Origin of the sequence: Streptomyces sp. NPDC020299, assembly GCF_044387825.1 — a bacterium.
Lineage (GTDB): Bacteria > Actinomycetota > Actinomycetes > Streptomycetales > Streptomycetaceae > Streptomyces.
Map to the genome: position 1 here is coordinate 94,655 of NZ_JBIRWL010000023.1, position 16,797 is coordinate 111,451.

Genomic DNA, 16,797 nt, shown 5'->3' on the forward strand with positions numbered 1-16,797 from the left:
CATGCCGCGGGGCGGACGTGTGCCAGCCCGGTGGCGGAGCCTCAGTAGTCCTGCGCGTCCGCGTGGATGACCTCGAGCTCCTCCAGTCCGGTCACGGTCACGTGTGCCTTGGCCGCTCCTTCGTGCCAGGCCGCGGCCTGGAGCGCGCGGGAGGCGGCGAGGGACTCGCGGTCGGTGAACAGGGCCCAGACCAGGCCTCGCCCGCGGTCCCGGTCGATGAACAGGGCGGCCCTGGCCAGCCCCGCCATGGCCTCCAGCCGGGGCACGACCGACGCCCGGAACGTGTCGGCCAGCAGGTCGGCGTCGACGGGCTCGAACTCCAGCCTGGTGATGCGCAGTCCGCCACCCACTCGCGGCTGCCTGATCTCGTGCAGAACCGCCACCTCGGCATTGTCGACAGCGAGCGTGCCGGCGAACGGCCCCAGCAGCGCACCGCGCCGCTCACGCATCACCTCGTCGCTGTTGCGCCGGGCCTCCTCGGACTCCCACCAGCTCACAGCCAGCAGTTTGCCCAGCACCCGGTCCACGAAGACACCCGCCCCGCGGTATCCCGGGCGCTCTTCCAGCAGGTCCCGGCCCTCCGAGTTCAGCGCCCTGATCGCCGTGTCGATCTTCGCGGGATCGCCGGTCGCGTAGATGCTGCGTACGAACATGGCTCGTCGCCTCCGGGATGTCGTACACGCGTCGGGAGTTCCGGACACTGCCAAGTCTTCCCCCCGGTCCGAACGGCCGCCAATCAGGGCACAGCGTCCGACTTCACACCCAGGGGTTGACGGGGACATGCAGGCGGGTCCACCTTGTACGGCACCCGAGTAAGGAAACTTTCCTAACAGAAGGGTCCCCCACAGTGCGCCTTCGAACACTGACCCTCGCCGCGGCCTCCGGGGCCGCTCTGCTCGCCGCAGGAGTGCTCCCCGCGAGCGCCTCCGGCAATCCCACCGCCCCGACCTCCGCCCAGGAGGGCTCGGTCAGCGCGGCCGACCTGCTCGCCAAGGTGAGGTCCTGTTCGCAGATCTCCAACGGCAAGTACAAGACCGACGATGAGACGTCGGCCACGATCCCCGTGTGCGGCAAGAACGGCGCGGTGTTCTGGAAGGCCGACATGGACATCGACTGCGACGGCCAGCGCACCACCAACTGCAACGAGGACCGCGACCCCTGGTACCAGAACGACACCGCCTTCCACCAGTCCGACGGCAAGCCGCTCAAGGCCGAGTCGTTGCCGTATGTCGTCGTCCCCAGTTCCAGCAGCATCTGGAACTACTCCGGCGCCGGCATCAAGGGCGGCGGCGTGGTCGCTGTCATCTACAACAACAAGGTCGAGTACGCGGTCGTCGGTGACACCGGCCCCACGAAGATCATCGGCGAGGCCTCGTACGCCACCGCCAAGGCCCTCGGTATCGACCCGGACCCGGAGACCGGCGGCACCGACTCCGGTGTGACGTACATCCTGTTCAAGAATTCGAAGGTCTCCCCCATAGAGAGCCACAGCTCGGCGGTGTCTCTCGGGGACCAGCTGGCGAAACAGTTCCTCGCCAACAACTGACCCCGGGGGAGGGGAGGCGGGCCCGGTGCCGCGACCTGGGCTCGGAACCGGGCCCGCCTGCACGTCAGTTGGGCTGCCCGATCGGCCGTACGACCACGGTGTTCACGTCGACGCCGGCGGGCTGCCGGATCGCCCAGACCACGGAGTCGGCGATCTGGTCGGCGGTGAGCAGGTGGCCCGGCGGAAGGCCGCCGTTGCCGTCCCAGAAGGGTGTCTCCACCCGGCCCGGGGCGATCAGCGTCACGCCGACGCCGAACTCCGTGACCTGGCGGCGGGTGTTCTCGGCGAGACCGGTCACCGCCCACTTGGTCGCGCCGTAGAGGTTGCCGGGCGTGTTCACGAATCCGGCGACGCTGCCGACGAGGACGATCCGGCCGCGGGTCTCCTTCAGGGCGTCGATGGAGGCGCGGATGAGGAGGGCGGGGCCGAGGACGTTGGTGAGCACCATCTCCGTCCAGCCGGCGGGGTCGCCGTCGGCTACGGAGTCGTGGGTGGCGTGACCGGCGTTGGCGACGACCGCATCCAGTCGGCCATACGTTTTCAGTGTACGGTCGACCGCCGACCGTATGTCTTCGTACACGCCCGCGTTGCCGGTGAACGTCAGCAGACCGTCCGGATTGCCCAGGCTCTCGGTGAACTCCCGCAACCTCTTCTCGCCGCGCCCGGTGACGGCGACCCGGTGCCCGGCCCCCAGCAACTGCCGGGCGACGGCGGCGCCGATACCGCTGCCGCCGCCGGTGATGAGCGCGACCGGAGAATCTTTCATCGTTACCCCCTGCGTTTCGGACGGACGCGGGTGAGTTCATCACTTGGAGAGCGCTCGAAGTCAATTTCCGTTGCTGGTACGGGGGTTGGGTATCGCGGAAGCGCGGGTGACCACAGATCGCCTCCACGGCGATGTCCGCCGGACGCCGTATGCAATCGCTGTATGCGATCGGTGTATGCAATCGACTAGACGGGCCGTACAGCCGTGTGCACCGTGTACGCCCCCAGCAGGAACACATCCGGCCGCCGGTGCACGCTCGCCGGGTCGGCCGGGTCGAGCAAGCGGTCCAGTGTGGCGCGGTCCTCGGCGTCGAGGCCGTCGGTGACCGCGTCGCGGAGTCGGGCAAGGGACTCGGCGACGTAGGCGCGGGCCCGGTCGGACGCTGGTGCGGGCAGGTCGAGCAGGAAGCTGCGGGTGCGGGTGTGCTTGAGGCCCGCCGCGGTCAGCAGGGCCGGCCAGTCCTCGGTCTCGGCGACGGAGCCGGGCAGGTCGGCCCGCATACGCGCGAACCACTCCTCCTGCACCACGTCGAGGCGCGCCTGCAGTCCCGGCCGGCCGATGCCGATGTCCCGGGGCAAGAAGCGGGAGGGCAGGCCGCCCTCGAGCAGGGCCAGGGTGCCGCCGGGGGCCAGCCGGTCCGCGAAGGCGGTGAGGGCGGCCCGCTGGTCGCCCAGGTGATGCAGACTGCGGCCGGCCCACAGCAGGTCGGCTGGGTAGTCCAACTCGTCCAGGACGCCGGGGAGTTCCCCGACCAGGATGTCGAAGCGGTCGGCGACTCCCTGCCGGGCCGCCCGGGCGCGGGCTCGTTCCAGAAGAGGCTCGGCGGCATCCACGGCCATGACCCTCGCGCCCGGGAACCCCTCGGCGAACAGGCACGATACAACACCGGGACCGCTGCCCGCGTCGACGATCAGACCGGGTTCGGTCACTTCCCGCGCCAGCCAGGCCATGGCCCGTTCGTAGACGGGGGTGAACAGTTCCGCCTGGTTCTCCAGCTGCGGGCCCATCTCGGCCCAGTCGATGTGTGTGTGCCCGCTGTCGTGCCCCTGGCCATGCTGGTGGCCGTGCTCGTGGTGGTGTGCCATGGTGGTCAGCCTCTCTTCCGGATGCCGCCAGACTGCGCCGACGCACCACGGCCTGGCCAGCGGTGTTGCCACGGCGGCAAAAACGGGATGCGACGGGAACCGGGGATCACCGACCATCGAGCGGTGGACGACGAACTGGTGAAACGCTTCCTCGAAGACGGATTCGTGAAGATCGAGGGCGCCTTCCCGGCACGTGTCGCCGAGGACGGCGCACGGCTGCTGTGGAAGGAGACGGGGTACGACCCGGAGGATCCCGGCACCTGGAAGAACCCGGTGCACTGGGTGCTCGCCATGGCGCAGGGCCCGTTCGCGGCCGCGGCCAACTCGCCGGCGCTGCATGAGGCCTTCGACCTGCTCGTCGGTGAAGGCCGCTGGGAGCCCCGCTACCATCTGGGGGCCTTCCCGTTGCGCTTCCCGCACGACGACGAGCCGGACGACGCGGGCTGGCACATCGACGGGGGCTACGTCCCGGAGGGCGAGACCTGGCCCTACGCCAACCTGCGGTCCCGGGACCGGGCACTGCTGATGCTGTTCCTGTTCTCCGACGTGACCGAGGACAACGCGCCGACCCGCATCCGGGTCGGCTCGCACCTCGATGTGCCCCGGCTGCTGGAGCCCTACGGCGAAGAGGGGGTGTCGACACTGGAGATCGCCCCGCGTCTGGTCGCGGCCTCCGCCCACCGCCCCCTCGCCCACGCCACCGGCCGCCCCGGCGACGTCTATCTCTGCCATCCGTTCCTCGTCCACGCCGCCCAGCCCAACCACGGTACGGAGCCCCGCTTCCTGGCCCAGCCGTCGCTGGACCCGGCGGTGCCGTACGAGCTGGAGCGGGCGGACGGGAACTATTCGGCCGTGGAGTTCGCGATCCGCCGGGGTCTGGCCCAGAAGGGCTGAACCCGGCGGATCACCCGGGGGTCACCGCGTCATTACAGCGGCGGGTAGGCGTTCTGCATCAGCTGCTGGAACTGGGCGGAGAACCAGTGCCCGGACAGCGGTGCGTTGGGCAGGGCGCCCGACATGCTGTTGCCGTTGCGGGCGTTGCCCGTGTACGTCGGGTCGCACATGCGGTCGAATCCCTTGCCCTCGTCGTTGGCGATGGCGCTGCTGGAGCCGTCGGACTCGCCCGGGGGCTTCATCCACACATAGGCGTCGATCCCGGTGGCCGGGTTGGCCTGGGGGCGTTCGCCGAGGCCGGCGCCGGACTGGTTGCACCAGTTGCCGACGTGGATACGGCGGTCGTAGCGGCCGCCGTTGACATAGGTGTCGACACTGGTCTGCGGGCCGGGGCCGGTCGGGCGGGCGGTGCCGCCCCAGCCGTTGCGGGAGGTGTCGATGAGCATGCCGATGCCGGAGTTGAAGCCGACGGAGACCAGCTGGCTGCGGAAGGCCTGGGCGAAGGACAGCTCGTCGACGTACCGGTTCCAGTCGACCCACTTGGACTGGCGTACGGAGGTGCCGTTCACCGAGTCGTTGATGGTGAAGTTGTTCTCCTTCAGGGCGCTGTAGTTGGCCGTGTTGGTGATGAAGCCCTGTACATCGTCCACAGTCGCCCCCTCACTGGTGGCGGCCTGCTTGAACAGGGTCGCGGCAGGACCGAAGTTGTCGTCCCAGCCGATCCAGCCGTGGTGGCCGGCGTCGAGGTAGTTGTAGACGTTGGGGATGGCGCCGAGCTTGTGCAGCGCGTAGCCGACGCCCTTCACGTAGTTGCCGTTGGCGAGCATGGTGTCGCACGCGGGCGTGGCGGTGGCGCGGCTGCCGGTGTTGGTGACGAGGTTGGGCAGCGAGTCGATCTCGATGGTGGTGACGATCCTGAGCGAGGCGTACTTGGAGTCGGCGAGGATCGCGGCGATCGGGTCGATGAACTGCGTCTTGTACTTGTCGATCTCGGTGGCGCCGAGTTCTCCGTTGGAGGCGAGGGCGGCGCAGTCGCGGCCGGGCAGGTCGTAGATGACGAGCTGGACGACCTCTTCGTTGCTGCCCTTCTGGGCCAGGGCCGCGTCGAGATGGGCGCGCAGGCCCATGTTGCCGCCAGTGCCGTTGATCGCGGCGATACGGTCCAGCCAGACGCCGGTGGGCTGGTTGGAAACGCGGCTGCCGCCCGGTTCGGCGGCGGCCTTGGCCGACCATTCGGGGTTCACGTACACCTTGGCGCCCGCGTAAGGGTTGTCGACACGGCTGCCGGTGCCGCCACCGCCGCCCCCGCCTCCGCCTCCCCCGCTGCCGCCGTCGTCGACGTTGCAGGTGACGCCGTCGAGGGTGAAGCTGGCCGGGGTCGCGTTGGTGCCGCTGTAGGAGGCGTTGAAGCCGAAGCTGACCGAACCGCCACTCGCCAGGGTGCCGTTGTACGTCTCGTTGTTCGCGGTGACAGCGGTTCCGCTCTGGGTGATCTTGGAGTTCCAGCCGCTGGTGACCTTCTGGTTGCCGGCGTAGGACCACTTGACGGACCAAGCGGACTTCGCTGCGCCGTTGTTGGATACCGTCACGGCGGCGGTGAAGCCGGTGTCCCACTGGTTCTGCACTTTGTAGTCGACGGTGCAGGGGATGGCGGAGATGCCGGCATCCGTGGACGGGACGGACGCGTACGCCGTCCCGGAGGCTCCGGCGAGCAGCGCCAGGGCGGCGAGCATCGCTGATCTGGTACGACTCATGAGTGCGGGTTCCTTCTCCGTTGCGGGAGTTGCGGGTGTGGTTCCTTCTGTGGGCTTGCGGTGCGGGCTTACGGGTTGACGGCGCGCAGGTGGTCGCGCAGGCCGATGCCGTAGGCGGTGGGCGTGCCGTCGTAGCTGGAGATCAGGGACGGGCCGGAGGAGCAGTCCCAGGCGTTCCAGGTCCAGCCCAGGTAGGACAGGTTCCGGTCGTCGAACCACTTCATGACCTGGTCGACGAAGCCGTGCGAGCAGGTGTTCTCGCCGATCTCTCCCGCCACCAGCGGCACTTGGGATGCCACCGGGGCCAGGGTCGAGTTCCAGCAGCTCTCACTGGCACAGGTGTTGAAGTTGTAGACGTGGTAGGCGGCGGCGAGATTGCCGGTGGGATCGGTGGGCTTGTACGTCAGCCACTGGCTGAGGTCGTTGGAGTAGGCGAGCCCGCCGGCCAGGATGACGTTCTTGGCACCGGCGGATCGTATGGAATCGACGAGGTCCTGCATACCGGCGACCTCGTACGAAATACCGGGGCAGGTGCCGCCGTCCTTCCAGCACTGCCACGCCTGGGTGGTGGTGGATGTCGCCCGGTCCGGGTACGGCTCGTTGAACAGGTCGAACGCCACCGCCGGGTCATCCTTGAAGGTGCCGGCCACGGAGGACCAGAACGACGGGGTGTACTGCATGTCGGGCATCGGCTTCTGGCAGGTGGCGTGCACGTCGGAGCAGCCGGCCGAGTTGCCGGTGTACTGGCCGTAGGTCCAGTGCAGTTCGACGATGGGGGTCATGCCGTGCGCCTCGACGCGTGCCACCAGGTCCTTGACCGCGTTGATGTAGTTTGCGCCCGCGTACTCCGGCTTGATGTTGGAAAGGCCCAGCCAGCACTCCTCGTTGAGCGGGATGCGGACCGCGTTGGCCTTCCAGTCGGCGATCGCCTTGATCGCCGCGTCGTCGACGGGGCCGTCCCAGATGCCGCGGCCCTGGACGCACATGAACTCGCCACCGGATCGGTTCACGCCGAGCAATCGGCGTGCCTTTCCGTCGGCGTCGACGAGCTTGTTGCCGGAGACGTGCAGGGCGGGTGCCTTGCCCGTCGTCGGGGGCGGGTCGGTGGGGGGCGGGTCCGTGTCGACGTTGCAGGTCGTCCCGTTGAGTTTGAACGTCGTCGGTACTGCGTTGCCGCCCGACCGGGAGCCGAGGAACCCGGCGCTGACGCTGGCGCCGGTGCCGAGTGAGCCGTTCCAGCTCTCGTTGGCCGCGGTCACGGTGGTGCCGGACTGGGACCATGTGGCGTTCCAGCCCTGCGTGACCTTCTGGCCGTTCGCGAAGTCGAAGGTGAGGCTCCAACTGCTCAGCGTGGCCTTGTTGTTGGTGATCTTAACGGTGCCCTGGAAGCCGGTGTCCCACTGGCTGGTGACGGAGTACTCCACCGAGCACGCGGGTGTGGCTCCCTGTGCCGTGACCACCGGGACGGTCACGCTCGCGAGGAGCGTGACCGCACCGGCGACGGCTAAAAGTACTGAACGCGGGGGGTGTCGCATGAGCGAGTCCTTGCAGCTCGGGCGCGTCGTGACAGACGCGTCGACTGAACGGAATCGCTCCCACTGGTGCGAAGGAAGGTAGCGCCAAGTACCGGCGAAGGACAGAGGAGCCGCTTGACTTTTCCTCAACCGGATCCGTCGAATCTTTTCGACTCTTCAAGCACCTTGACCGTTCACACCCCCGTCATCACTATGGGAGCGCTCCCACTGGTTCAAGCCTTGACTTCTCCCGAGCCGCAAGGAGGAACCAGCACATGCATCCCGGACGGAGGCGCAGAGTCGCGCGACGGTTGTGGACGGCCGTCGTCGCGGCGCTCGCCCTTCCCCTGTCGATGCTCGCCGCGGGAACGGCACCCGCGCACGCGGCGGCACTTCAGTGCAGCGTCGACTACAAGACCAATGACTGGGGCTCCGGCTTCACCGCCGACCTCACCCTCACCAACCGCGGCACGGACGCCATCAACGGCTGGACGCTGACGTACGGTTACGCGGGCAATCAGAAGCTCGTCAACGGCTGGAACGGCACTTGGTCCCAGTCCGGCCAGTCGGTCACCGTGAAGAACGCGACGTACAACGCGACGATCGCGGCAGGCACCGCCGTCAGCACCGGCGCGCAGTTCACCTACAGCGGCACCAACACCGCTCCGACCGCTTTCGCGGTCAACGGCACCACCTGCGCCGGCGCGCACCAGCCGCCCATCACCGTGCTGACCAGCCCCGCCGCGGGCGCGGTCTACACACAGGGTGACGCGGTGCCGCTTGCGGCGACCGCGGCGGCCGCGGACAACGCGACGATCAGCAAGGTGGAGTTCTACGACGACACCACGCTGCTGGGCACGGACACCAGCGCGCCGTACTCGCTCTCGGCCTCGAGTTTGACCGTGGGCAGTCATTCTCTGGTGGCGAAGGCATACGACAGTCTGGGTGCCTCCGCCGAGTCCACGCCGGTCGGCATCACCGTCGCCTCCGGGCCCGCCGTGGTGGCCTCGCCCACGCAACTGGGCGTCCAGCAGGGCAAGTCGGGGACGTTCGCGGTGAAGCTGTCGACGCAGCCGAGCGCCAACGTCACGGTGAGCGTGGCCCGTACGGACGGCAACACGGGTCTCAGCGTGACGGGCGGATCGTCCCTGACCTTCACTCCGTCCAACTGGAACACCGCGCAGACGGTGACCGTCACCGCCGACTCCTCAGGGACGGGCGCGGCCACCTTCACCGCCTCGGCGACCGGCCACACCAAGGCGACGGTGACGGTGACGGAGCTGGCGGCGTCGAAGGCGTACGACGCCCGCTTCCTGGATCTGTACGGGAAGATCACCAACCCGGCGAACGGCTACTTCTCCCCCGAGGGCATTCCCTACCACTCGGTCGAAACGCTGATCGTCGAGGCCCCGGACCAGGGGCACGAGACCACGTCGGAGGCCTACAGCTACCTTCTCTGGCTGCAGGCGATGTACGGCAAGGTCACCGGTGACTGGTCGAAGTTCAACGGCGCCTGGGACCTGATGGACAAGTACATGATCCCGACCCACGCCGACCAGCCGACCAACTCCTTCTACAACGCGTCGAAGCCGGCGACGTACGCGCCCGAACTGGACACGCCGAACGAGTATCCGGCGAAGCTGGACACGTCGGTGTCTGTCGGATCGGATCCGATCGCCGGTGAACTGAAGACCGCATACGGTACGGACGACGTCTACGGTATGCACTGGCTGCAGGACGTCGACAACGTCTACGGCTACGGCAACGAGCCCGGAAAGTGCGAGGCCGGCCCGACGGCCACCGGACCGTCGTACATCAACACCTTCCAGCGCGGCCCGCAGGAGTCGGTCTGGGAGACGGTGCCGCAGCCGACCTGTGACGCCTTCAAGTACGGCGGCACCAACGGGTATCTGGACCTGTTCACGGGCGACTCCTCCTACGCCAAGCAGTGGAAGTACACGGATGCCCCGGACGCCGACGCTCGCGCGGTGCAGGCCGCGTACTGGGCGGACGTCTGGGCGAAGGCGCAGGGCAAGGGCAGCGATGTGTCGGCCACCGTCGCCAAGGCGGCGAAGATGGGCGACTACCTGCGGTATGCGATGTACGACAAGTACTTCAAGAAAATCGGCAACTGTGTAGGAGCCTCCTCCTGCCCGGCAGGCACCGGCAAGGACGCCTCGGACTACCTGCTGTCCTGGTACTACGCGTGGGGCGGCGCGACGGACACCAGCGCGGGCTGGGCCTGGCGCATCGGCTCCAGCCATGTCCACGGCGGCTACCAGAACCCCCTTGCGGCGTACGCACTCAGCTCCTACGCCGACCTGAAGCCGAAGTCGGCGACGGGTGCGACGGACTGGAACAAGTCGCTGCAGCGGCAACTGGAGTTCTACCAGTGGCTGCAGTCCTCCGAGGGCGCCATCGCGGGCGGCGCGACCAACAGCTGGCAGGGGCGGTACGCGACCCCGCCCTCGGGAACGTCGACCTTCTACGGCATGTACTACGACTGGGAGCCCGTCTACCACGACCCACCGTCCAACCAGTGGTTCGGCTTCCAGGCGTGGTCGATGGAGCGGGTCGCCGAGTACTACCAGCAGACGGGGAACACCACCGCCAAGGCGATCCTCGACAAGTGGGTCAAGTGGGCGCTGTCCAAGACCACGGTCAACCCGGACGGCACCTATCTGATCCCGTCGACGCTCCAGTGGTCGGGCCAGCCCGACACCTGGAACGCCTCCTCCCCCGGCTCCAACAGCGGGCTGCACGTCACCGTCGCCGACTACACCAACGACGTCGGCGTGGCGGCCGCCTACGCCAAGACACTGACGTACTACGCCGCCAAGTCCGGTGACACGACGGCGAAGTCGACGGCCAAGGCGCTGCTGGACGGCATGTGGAGCAACTACCAGGACAGCCTGGGCATCGCCGTGCCGGAGACCCGCACCGACTACAACCGCTTCGACGACAGCGTGTACGTGCCGAGCGGCTTCAGCGGCAAGATGCCGAACGGTGACGCGATCAGCTCGTCCTCGACCTTCATCTCGCTGAGGTCCTTCTACAAGAACGACCCGGCCTGGTCGAAGATCTCGAGCTACCTGGCGGGCGGTGCCGCGCCCGTCTTCACGTACCACCGTTTCTGGGCCCAGGCGGACATCGCCATGGCCATGGGTTCGTACGCGGAGCTCCTCGAATAAGTCCCCGCTACCGCTCCGTGTACGCCGGACCGGGCGGTCCCCACCCGCACGGGGGGCCGCCCGGTCGTCATGCCCTCCTCCCCGAAGGAAGGACCCCCACCGTGCGAAGAACCCGTATCCTCACGGCCGTTCTGGCACTGGCCGCCGGCCTGCTGGCGGGCAGTCCGCCGGCCCTGGCCGCGGGCACACCGAAGGTGACGCTCGCGGCGGACACCTACACCTGGAAGAACGCCCGGATCGACGGCGGCGGCTTCGTCCCGGGCATCGTGTTCAACCGCTCCGAGAAGAACCTTGTCTACGCCCGCACCGACATCGGCGGCGCCTACCGCTGGCAGGAGTCGACGAAGACGTGGACCCCGCTGCTGGACTCGGTCGGCTGGAACGACTGGGGCCACACGGGCGTCGTCAGCCTCGCCTCGGACACGGTGGACCCGAACAAGGTGTACGCGGCCGTGGGTACGTACACCAACAGCTGGGATCCCGGCAACGGCGCGGTGCTGCGCTCCACCGACCGTGGCGCAAGCTGGCAGAAGACCGACCTGCCGTTCAAGCTGGGCGGCAACATGCCCGGCCGGGGCATGGGCGAGCGGCTGGCGATCGACCCCAACAAGGACAGTGTCCTGTACCTGGGCGCGCCCAGCGGCAAGGGGCTGTGGCGGTCGACGGACTCCGGGGTGACCTGGTCGCAGGTGACGGCTTTCCCCAACCCCGGCAACTACCAGCAGGATCCGAACGACACGACCGGCTACGCCAGTGACAACCAGGGGATCGTCTGGGTCACCTTCGACGAGTCCACGGGTACGTCGGGGAGTGCGACGAAGACGATCTACGTCGGCGTGGCGGACAAGGACAACGCGGTGTACCGGTCGACGGACGCCGGGGCGACGTGGTCGCGGCTGGCGGGGCAGCCGACCGGATATCTGGCGCACAAGGGTGTACTGGATACAAAGAACGGCTACCTGTATATCGCATACAGCGACAAGGGCGGTCCATACGACGGCGGCAAGGGCCGGCTGTGGCGGTATGCGACGGCGACCGGCACCTGGACCGACATCAGCCCGGTCGCCGAGGCCGACACCTACTACGGCTTCAGCGGGCTGACGGTCGACCGGCAGCATCCGGGCACGGTGATGGCGACCGCATACAGTTCCTGGTGGCCGGACACCCAGATCTTCCGCTCCACGGACAGCGGCGGCACCTGGACGAAGGCCTGGGACTACACGTCGTACCCCAACCGCTCGAACCGCTACACCAGCGACGTGTCGTCGTCCCCGTGGCTGACCTTCGGCGCGAACCCGTCGCCACCCGAACAGACCCCCAAGCTGGGCTGGATGACGGAGTCGCTGGAGATCGATCCCTTCAACTCCGCACGGATGATGTACGGAACGGGTGCAACGCTGTACGGGACCGAGAACCTGACGAACTGGGACAGCGGCGGGCAGTTCACCGTCAAGCCTATGGTGCAGGGCCTGGAGGAGACGGCCGTCAACGACCTCGCCTCTCCCCCGTCCGGTGGCGCCCAGCTCTTCAGTGCCCTGGGCGACATCGGCGGCTTCCGGCACTCGGATCTGACGAAGGTGCCGTCGATGATGTACACCTCGCCCACCTTCACCACGACCACCAGCCTGGACTTCGCGGAGACCAACCCGAACACGGTGGTGCGCGTCGGCAATCTGGACTCCGGTCCGCACGTTGCGTTCTCGACCGACAATGGTGCCAACTGGTTCGCGGGCACGGATCCTTCGGGTGTCAGCGGCGGCGGCACGGTGGCGGCGAGCGCCGACGGCAGCCGGTTCGTGTGGAGCCCGGCGGGCACGGGCGTGCAGTACACGACGGGCTTCGGTTCTTCCTGGTCGGCGTCGAGCGGAATTCCGTCCGGGGCGGTCGTCGAGTCCGACCGGGTGGATCCGAAGACGTTCTACGCCTTCAAGTCGGGGAAGTTCTACGTGAGTTCGGACGGTGGTGCGACCTTCGCCGCTTCCTCGGTGGCCGGGCTGCCCAGTGGTGACAGCGTACGGTTCAAGGCGTTGCCCGGTATCAAGGGCGATGTGTGGCTGGCGGGCGGCGCGAGCGACGGTGCGTACGGGCTGTGGCATTCCACGGACGGCGGTGCGAGCTTCACCAAGCTGTCGAACGTCGAGCAGGCCGACACGATCGGCTTCGGCAAGGCGGCGACGGGGGCCTCGTACCAGACGCTGTACACCAGCGCGAAGATCGGCGGGGTGCGGGGCATCTTCCGGTCGACCGACAAGGGGGCGAGCTGGACCCGGCTCAACGACGATGCCCATCAGTGGGGTTGGACGGGTGCGGCGATCACCGGCGATCCGCGGGTGTACGGGCGGGTGTACGTGTCGACGAACGGGCGTGGGGTCGTCTACGGGGACACCTCCGACACGAGCGGAGGCGGCGGCGGAGGCGGCGGCACGGATCCGACGCCGACCGGTGCCTGTGCGGTGACGTACAAGATCACGAATCAGTGGTCGGGCGGCTTCCAGGCCGATGTACAGCTGACCAACACCGGTTCGACCGCTTGGAGCGGCTGGTCGCTCGGCTGGTCCTTCGCCGACGGGCAGAAGGTCACGCAGCTGTGGAACGCCGACTACACGCAGTCGGGCGCGGCGGTGACCGCGAAGAACGTGAGCTGGAACGGCACGGTGGCGGCCGGTTCCTCGGTGGGCTTCGGCTTCACCGGCAGCTGGTCGGGCGCCAATTCAAAACCGACGTCGTTCAAGCTGGGCGATCAGAGCTGCACGGTCACCTGACGGCCGGGGGCGCGTGCCTCGGCGGGCACGCGCCCTGCCCGCTACTCGACGGAGCCGGTGAAGATCGCGGCCTCGGAGTCGAAGCCGGGGGTGACTTCGATCTGTCCGGTCCGCCGTTCAGGCCCGCGTCGAAATCGTTTACTTCTTCGCTGTTGGGTCTCGGCTCGGCCGCCTTGTCGCCTCCCGTGACACCAGCGGTCATCGCGGCCGCGACCACGGCGCGGATGGCGGCTGCCGCGGTCGCGACGACGACCGTGCCCAAGATCGGTGTAGCTGTCGTTCACCGGCTCAAGGGGTGTACACCGCAGGCCTCGGTGCTGTCGCCATTCCGTCGCCGATGAAGAAGCTCGGATGGGGCGGTTGATTGTATGCGGTGTTCTGCCATGCGAGTGCCGTGCGGTACTGGGTGTCGTGCAGCAGCGTCGTGATGCGCGTGCCGGTCTCGTACGGCGTGGAGTAGATGCGCAGCGCCTTGTTATCGGTGGTGGGCCAGACGACCTCCTCGCGCCAGTCGCCGAGGATGTCCCCGGACAGAGACGGGGTCGCCTTGGTGCTGTTGTTGGAGTGGACGCCGGATCCGGTCAGCAGCCGGGTGTCGGACGACGTGCCGTATTTGTCGATGTGGGTGTCGTCGAGGAGTTCGCGGACGGTGTCGCCGTCCCACCAGCTCAGGAAGTTGATACTGCCGGGCTTCCGGCTCACCACCACGGTGCCCTGCGGGTTGCGCACCCCGTCGGCGTGGGACGACCAGGACTCGGCGCCGGGGCTGCCCGCCCAGACGTCTCCCGAGACGCCCCTGCCGTTGTCGCCGTTGGCCGCCGTCGACCACAGGATCTGCCCGGTCTTCGCGTCCGCCATCCAGGACGCCGGCTTCGAGGAGTCCTCGTCGACCTTGAACTCCTCCAGGCCGGGCCGGGACGGATCGAGGTCACCGACGTGCATGGCGTCGCCGTGGCCGTTCTTCGTCGTCCACAGACCGTTGCCGTTGTCGTCGACGGCCATCGACCCGTACACGATCTCGTCCTTGCCGTCGCCGTCGACGTCCGCGACCGACAGCTGGTGGTCGCCCTGTCCGTCGTAGCCCTTGCCGCTGTTGGTGGAGGAGTTGGTGTCGAAGGTCCAGCGACGGGTGAAGGTACCGCCCCGCCAGTCCCAGGCCGCGATCACGGTCCGGGTGTAGTAGCCGCGGGCCATGATCAGTGAGGGGCGGGAGCCGTCCAGGTAGGCGGTGCCCGCCAGGAATCGGTCGACGCGGTTGCCGTAGGAGTCGCCCCAGGAGGAGACCGTGCCGCGTGCGGGGGCGTAGTCGACGGTCTGCATCGCCTTGCCGGTCTGCCCGTTGAACATGGTGAGGTACTCCGGGCCGGACAGGACGTATCCGCTGGAGTTGCGGTAGTCGGCGGACGCGCTGCCGATGACCGTGCCGGTTCCGTCGACCGTGCCGTCGGCGGTCTTCATGGCGACCTCTGCCTTGCCGTCGCCGTCGTAGTCGTACACCTGGAACTGCGTGTAGTGGGCGCCGGAGCGGATGTTGCGGCCCAGGTCGATGCGCCACAGGCGGGTGCCGTCGAGCTTGATGCCGTCGAGGACCGTGTCGCCGGTGTATCCGGACTGCGAGTTGTCCTTGGCGTTGGTCGGCTGCCACTTCAGGACCAGGTCCAGTTGCCCGTCGCCGTCGAGGTCGCCGACGGAGGCGTCGTTGGCCTCGTAGGTGTAGGCGACGCCGTCCGGTGTGGTTCCGCCGGCGGGCGGGGTGATGGGTACGTCCTTGTAGCCGGTGCGGAGTTGGAGGGCGTGTTCGGAGTCGGCCTGCTCGGCGCCGTTGACGATGGCGCGGACCGTGTAGTCGGCGGAGGCGGGGGCGCCGGAGTGGAAATAATTGGTGGAGCCTGTGATCGGGCTGGAGTTGACCTTCATACCGGCCCGGTAGACGTTGAAGGAGACGTTGTCCGGGTCGGTGCCGAGCCAGCGCCAGCTGATCAGATTTCCGCTGTCGGTGTGGACGCTGACCAGGCCGCGGTCCAGCTTCTCGACCTGCCGGGCGGTGGCGGCCTCCGCGCTGCCCGGGGTGAGAGCGGTCAGTCCGGCGCCGATCAGTGACGCCGCGGCGACCACGGCGGCCAGGACGGCACGGCGGCCACGCTGCCGGTGCCGGGTACGGGGGTGCGGGTGCGGGTGCTGCATGGGACGAACCTCCTGCCAAGAGGGACGGGTTCGCCTCTCAGTCGCCGCCGTGCGCAGGGGAGTTGCCGTACCTGCCGTACCGCTCGGCCAGCTCGGTCGCCGTCCGGGCGATCCGCTCGCGTAGTTCGGCCGGCTCGAGCACCTCGATGTCCGTGCCCAGCCGCAGGAACTCCCCGTGGGCGTGCTCGACGGACTCGATGGGGACGGTGGCCAGTGTCCACCCGGACTCGTCCGTACGGCCGCCCGCGGCGACCGCCGCCGCGCCGGGTCCGGCGAGCCGGGCGCCGGGAGCGAGCCGGATCAGGGCCTCGGCCCGGTACAGACGGTCGTGGAAGTCGCGCTGGTACGCCGTCCAGTACGCGGCCAGGTCGAAGTCGTCGGGGCGGGTGAACCCCTCGTCCCGGACGGTCAGCCGGAGGATCTGGTCGACGCGGTAGGTGCGCGGTCCTGGGCCGGCGACGACGTACCAGCGGCCCGCCTTGAGGACGACTCCGTATGGCTCCAGGCGGCGTTCCACGTCGGTGGGCTGCCGCCAACGACGGTATGCGACATCCAGTATGCGATTGTTCCATACAGCATCCGCCACCGTCGGCAGGTACGGCGCCTCGTCGGCGTCCGCGTACCAGCCGGGCGCGTCGAGGTGGAAGCGGCCGCTGATCCGGTCGGCGTGGACGCGTAGTTCCGGCGGCAGGGCGGCGCGGACCTTGAGCTGTGCGGCGGCCAGGACCGGTCCGAGGCCGAGATCGGCGGCGGGGCCGGGGGCGCCGGCGAGGAAGAGGGCCTCGGTCTCTCCGGTGGTCAGGCCGGTGAGGCGGGTGCGGTAGCCGTCGAGGAGTCGGTACCCGCCGGCGTGGCCCGCGTCCCCGTACAGCGGCACGCCCGCCGCGCTCAGCGCCTCGACGTCCCGGTAGACCGTGCGCACCGACACCTCCAGCTCCTCGGCGAGCTGGGCGGCGGTCATCCGGCCGCGGGTCTGCAGCAGCAGGACGATCGAGACGAGACGGCTGGACTTCACTGACACAGGATGTCAGGCGTGGCTCTACTGTTTGTGCTGGTGGTGGCGTGACCTGCGTGCACGGCCGGAGATTGGTTGACCTTGAT

General features: G+C 68.5%; 11 protein-coding genes. 4 read left to right on the forward strand and 7 right to left on the reverse strand.

The annotated features are described in order from the left end of the window. Nucleotides 1–41: 41 nt before the first annotated feature. A complete protein-coding gene (locus ACH45E_RS39620) occupies nt 42–653 on the reverse strand; it encodes a hypothetical protein (protein ID WP_361448942.1) in 612 nt (203 codons plus the stop codon). Between the two features lie 194 nt (nt 654–847). On the opposite strand from ACH45E_RS39620, the gene ACH45E_RS39625 reads away from it, so the two are divergent. Further along, complete coding sequence (locus ACH45E_RS39625; RefSeq protein WP_361448945.1) at nt 848–1,546, forward strand: glycoside hydrolase family 75 protein; 699 nt, start codon at nt 848–850, stop codon at nt 1,544–1,546. A 64-nt stretch (nt 1,547–1,610) separates the two neighbouring features. Here the strand turns inward: ACH45E_RS39625 and ACH45E_RS39630 are convergent, their stop codons facing one another. Further along, complete coding sequence (locus ACH45E_RS39630; RefSeq protein ID WP_361448948.1) at nt 1,611–2,312, reverse strand: SDR family NAD(P)-dependent oxidoreductase; 702 nt, start codon at nt 2,310–2,312, stop codon at nt 1,611–1,613. A 185-nt stretch (nt 2,313–2,497) separates the two neighbouring features. Then, the gene (locus ACH45E_RS39635; protein WP_361448951.1) at nt 2,498–3,397 is read right to left on the reverse strand and encodes a class I SAM-dependent methyltransferase; all 900 of its coding nucleotides are present in this window, start codon (nt 3,395–3,397) and stop codon (nt 2,498–2,500) included. An 87-nt stretch (nt 3,398–3,484) separates the two neighbouring features. Between ACH45E_RS39635 and ACH45E_RS39640 the strand changes: the two genes are divergently transcribed. Then, on the forward strand, nt 3,485–4,291 hold the full coding sequence (locus ACH45E_RS39640; protein ID WP_361448954.1) for a phytanoyl-CoA dioxygenase family protein: 807 nt from the start codon (nt 3,485–3,487) through the stop codon (nt 4,289–4,291). Between the two features lie 32 nt (nt 4,292–4,323). Here ACH45E_RS39640 and ACH45E_RS39645 read toward each other — a convergent pair whose 3' ends face one another. Both ACH45E_RS39645 and ACH45E_RS39650 read right to left on the reverse strand, forming a co-directional pair. Further along, complete coding sequence (locus ACH45E_RS39645) at nt 4,324–6,045, reverse strand: glycoside hydrolase family 6 protein (protein WP_361448957.1); 1,722 nt, start codon at nt 6,043–6,045, stop codon at nt 4,324–4,326. A gap of 68 nt (nt 6,046–6,113) precedes the next feature. Beyond that, on the reverse strand, nt 6,114–7,580 hold the full coding sequence (locus tag ACH45E_RS39650) for a cellulase family glycosylhydrolase (RefSeq protein ID WP_361448960.1): 1,467 nt from the start codon (nt 7,578–7,580) through the stop codon (nt 6,114–6,116). A gap of 254 nt (nt 7,581–7,834) precedes the next feature. On the opposite strand from ACH45E_RS39650, the gene ACH45E_RS39655 reads away from it, so the two are divergent. Together ACH45E_RS39655 and ACH45E_RS39660 are read left to right on the forward strand one after the other, a co-directional pair. Further along, entirely contained in the window at nt 7,835–10,750 is a 2,916-nt protein-coding gene (locus tag ACH45E_RS39655) for a glycoside hydrolase family 48 protein (protein WP_361448963.1), read from the forward strand. 101 nt (nt 10,751–10,851) lie between these two features. After that, nucleotides 10,852–13,512, forward strand: coding sequence for a cellulose binding domain-containing protein (locus ACH45E_RS39660; RefSeq protein ID WP_361448966.1), 2,661 nt, complete (start codon nt 10,852–10,854; stop codon nt 13,510–13,512). A gap of 288 nt (nt 13,513–13,800) precedes the next feature. Here ACH45E_RS39660 and ACH45E_RS39665 read toward each other — a convergent pair whose 3' ends face one another. Both ACH45E_RS39665 and ACH45E_RS39670 read right to left on the reverse strand, forming a co-directional pair. Continuing rightward, entirely contained in the window at nt 13,801–15,696 is a 1,896-nt protein-coding gene (locus ACH45E_RS39665; RefSeq protein WP_361448969.1) for a rhamnogalacturonan lyase, read from the reverse strand. Nucleotides 15,697–15,733: 37 nt separating this feature from the next. Continuing rightward, nucleotides 15,734–16,711, reverse strand: a complete 978-nt coding sequence (locus tag ACH45E_RS39670) for a YafY family protein (RefSeq protein WP_361448972.1) — start codon at nt 16,709–16,711, stop codon at nt 15,734–15,736. Nucleotides 16,712–16,797 lie beyond the last annotated feature (86 nt).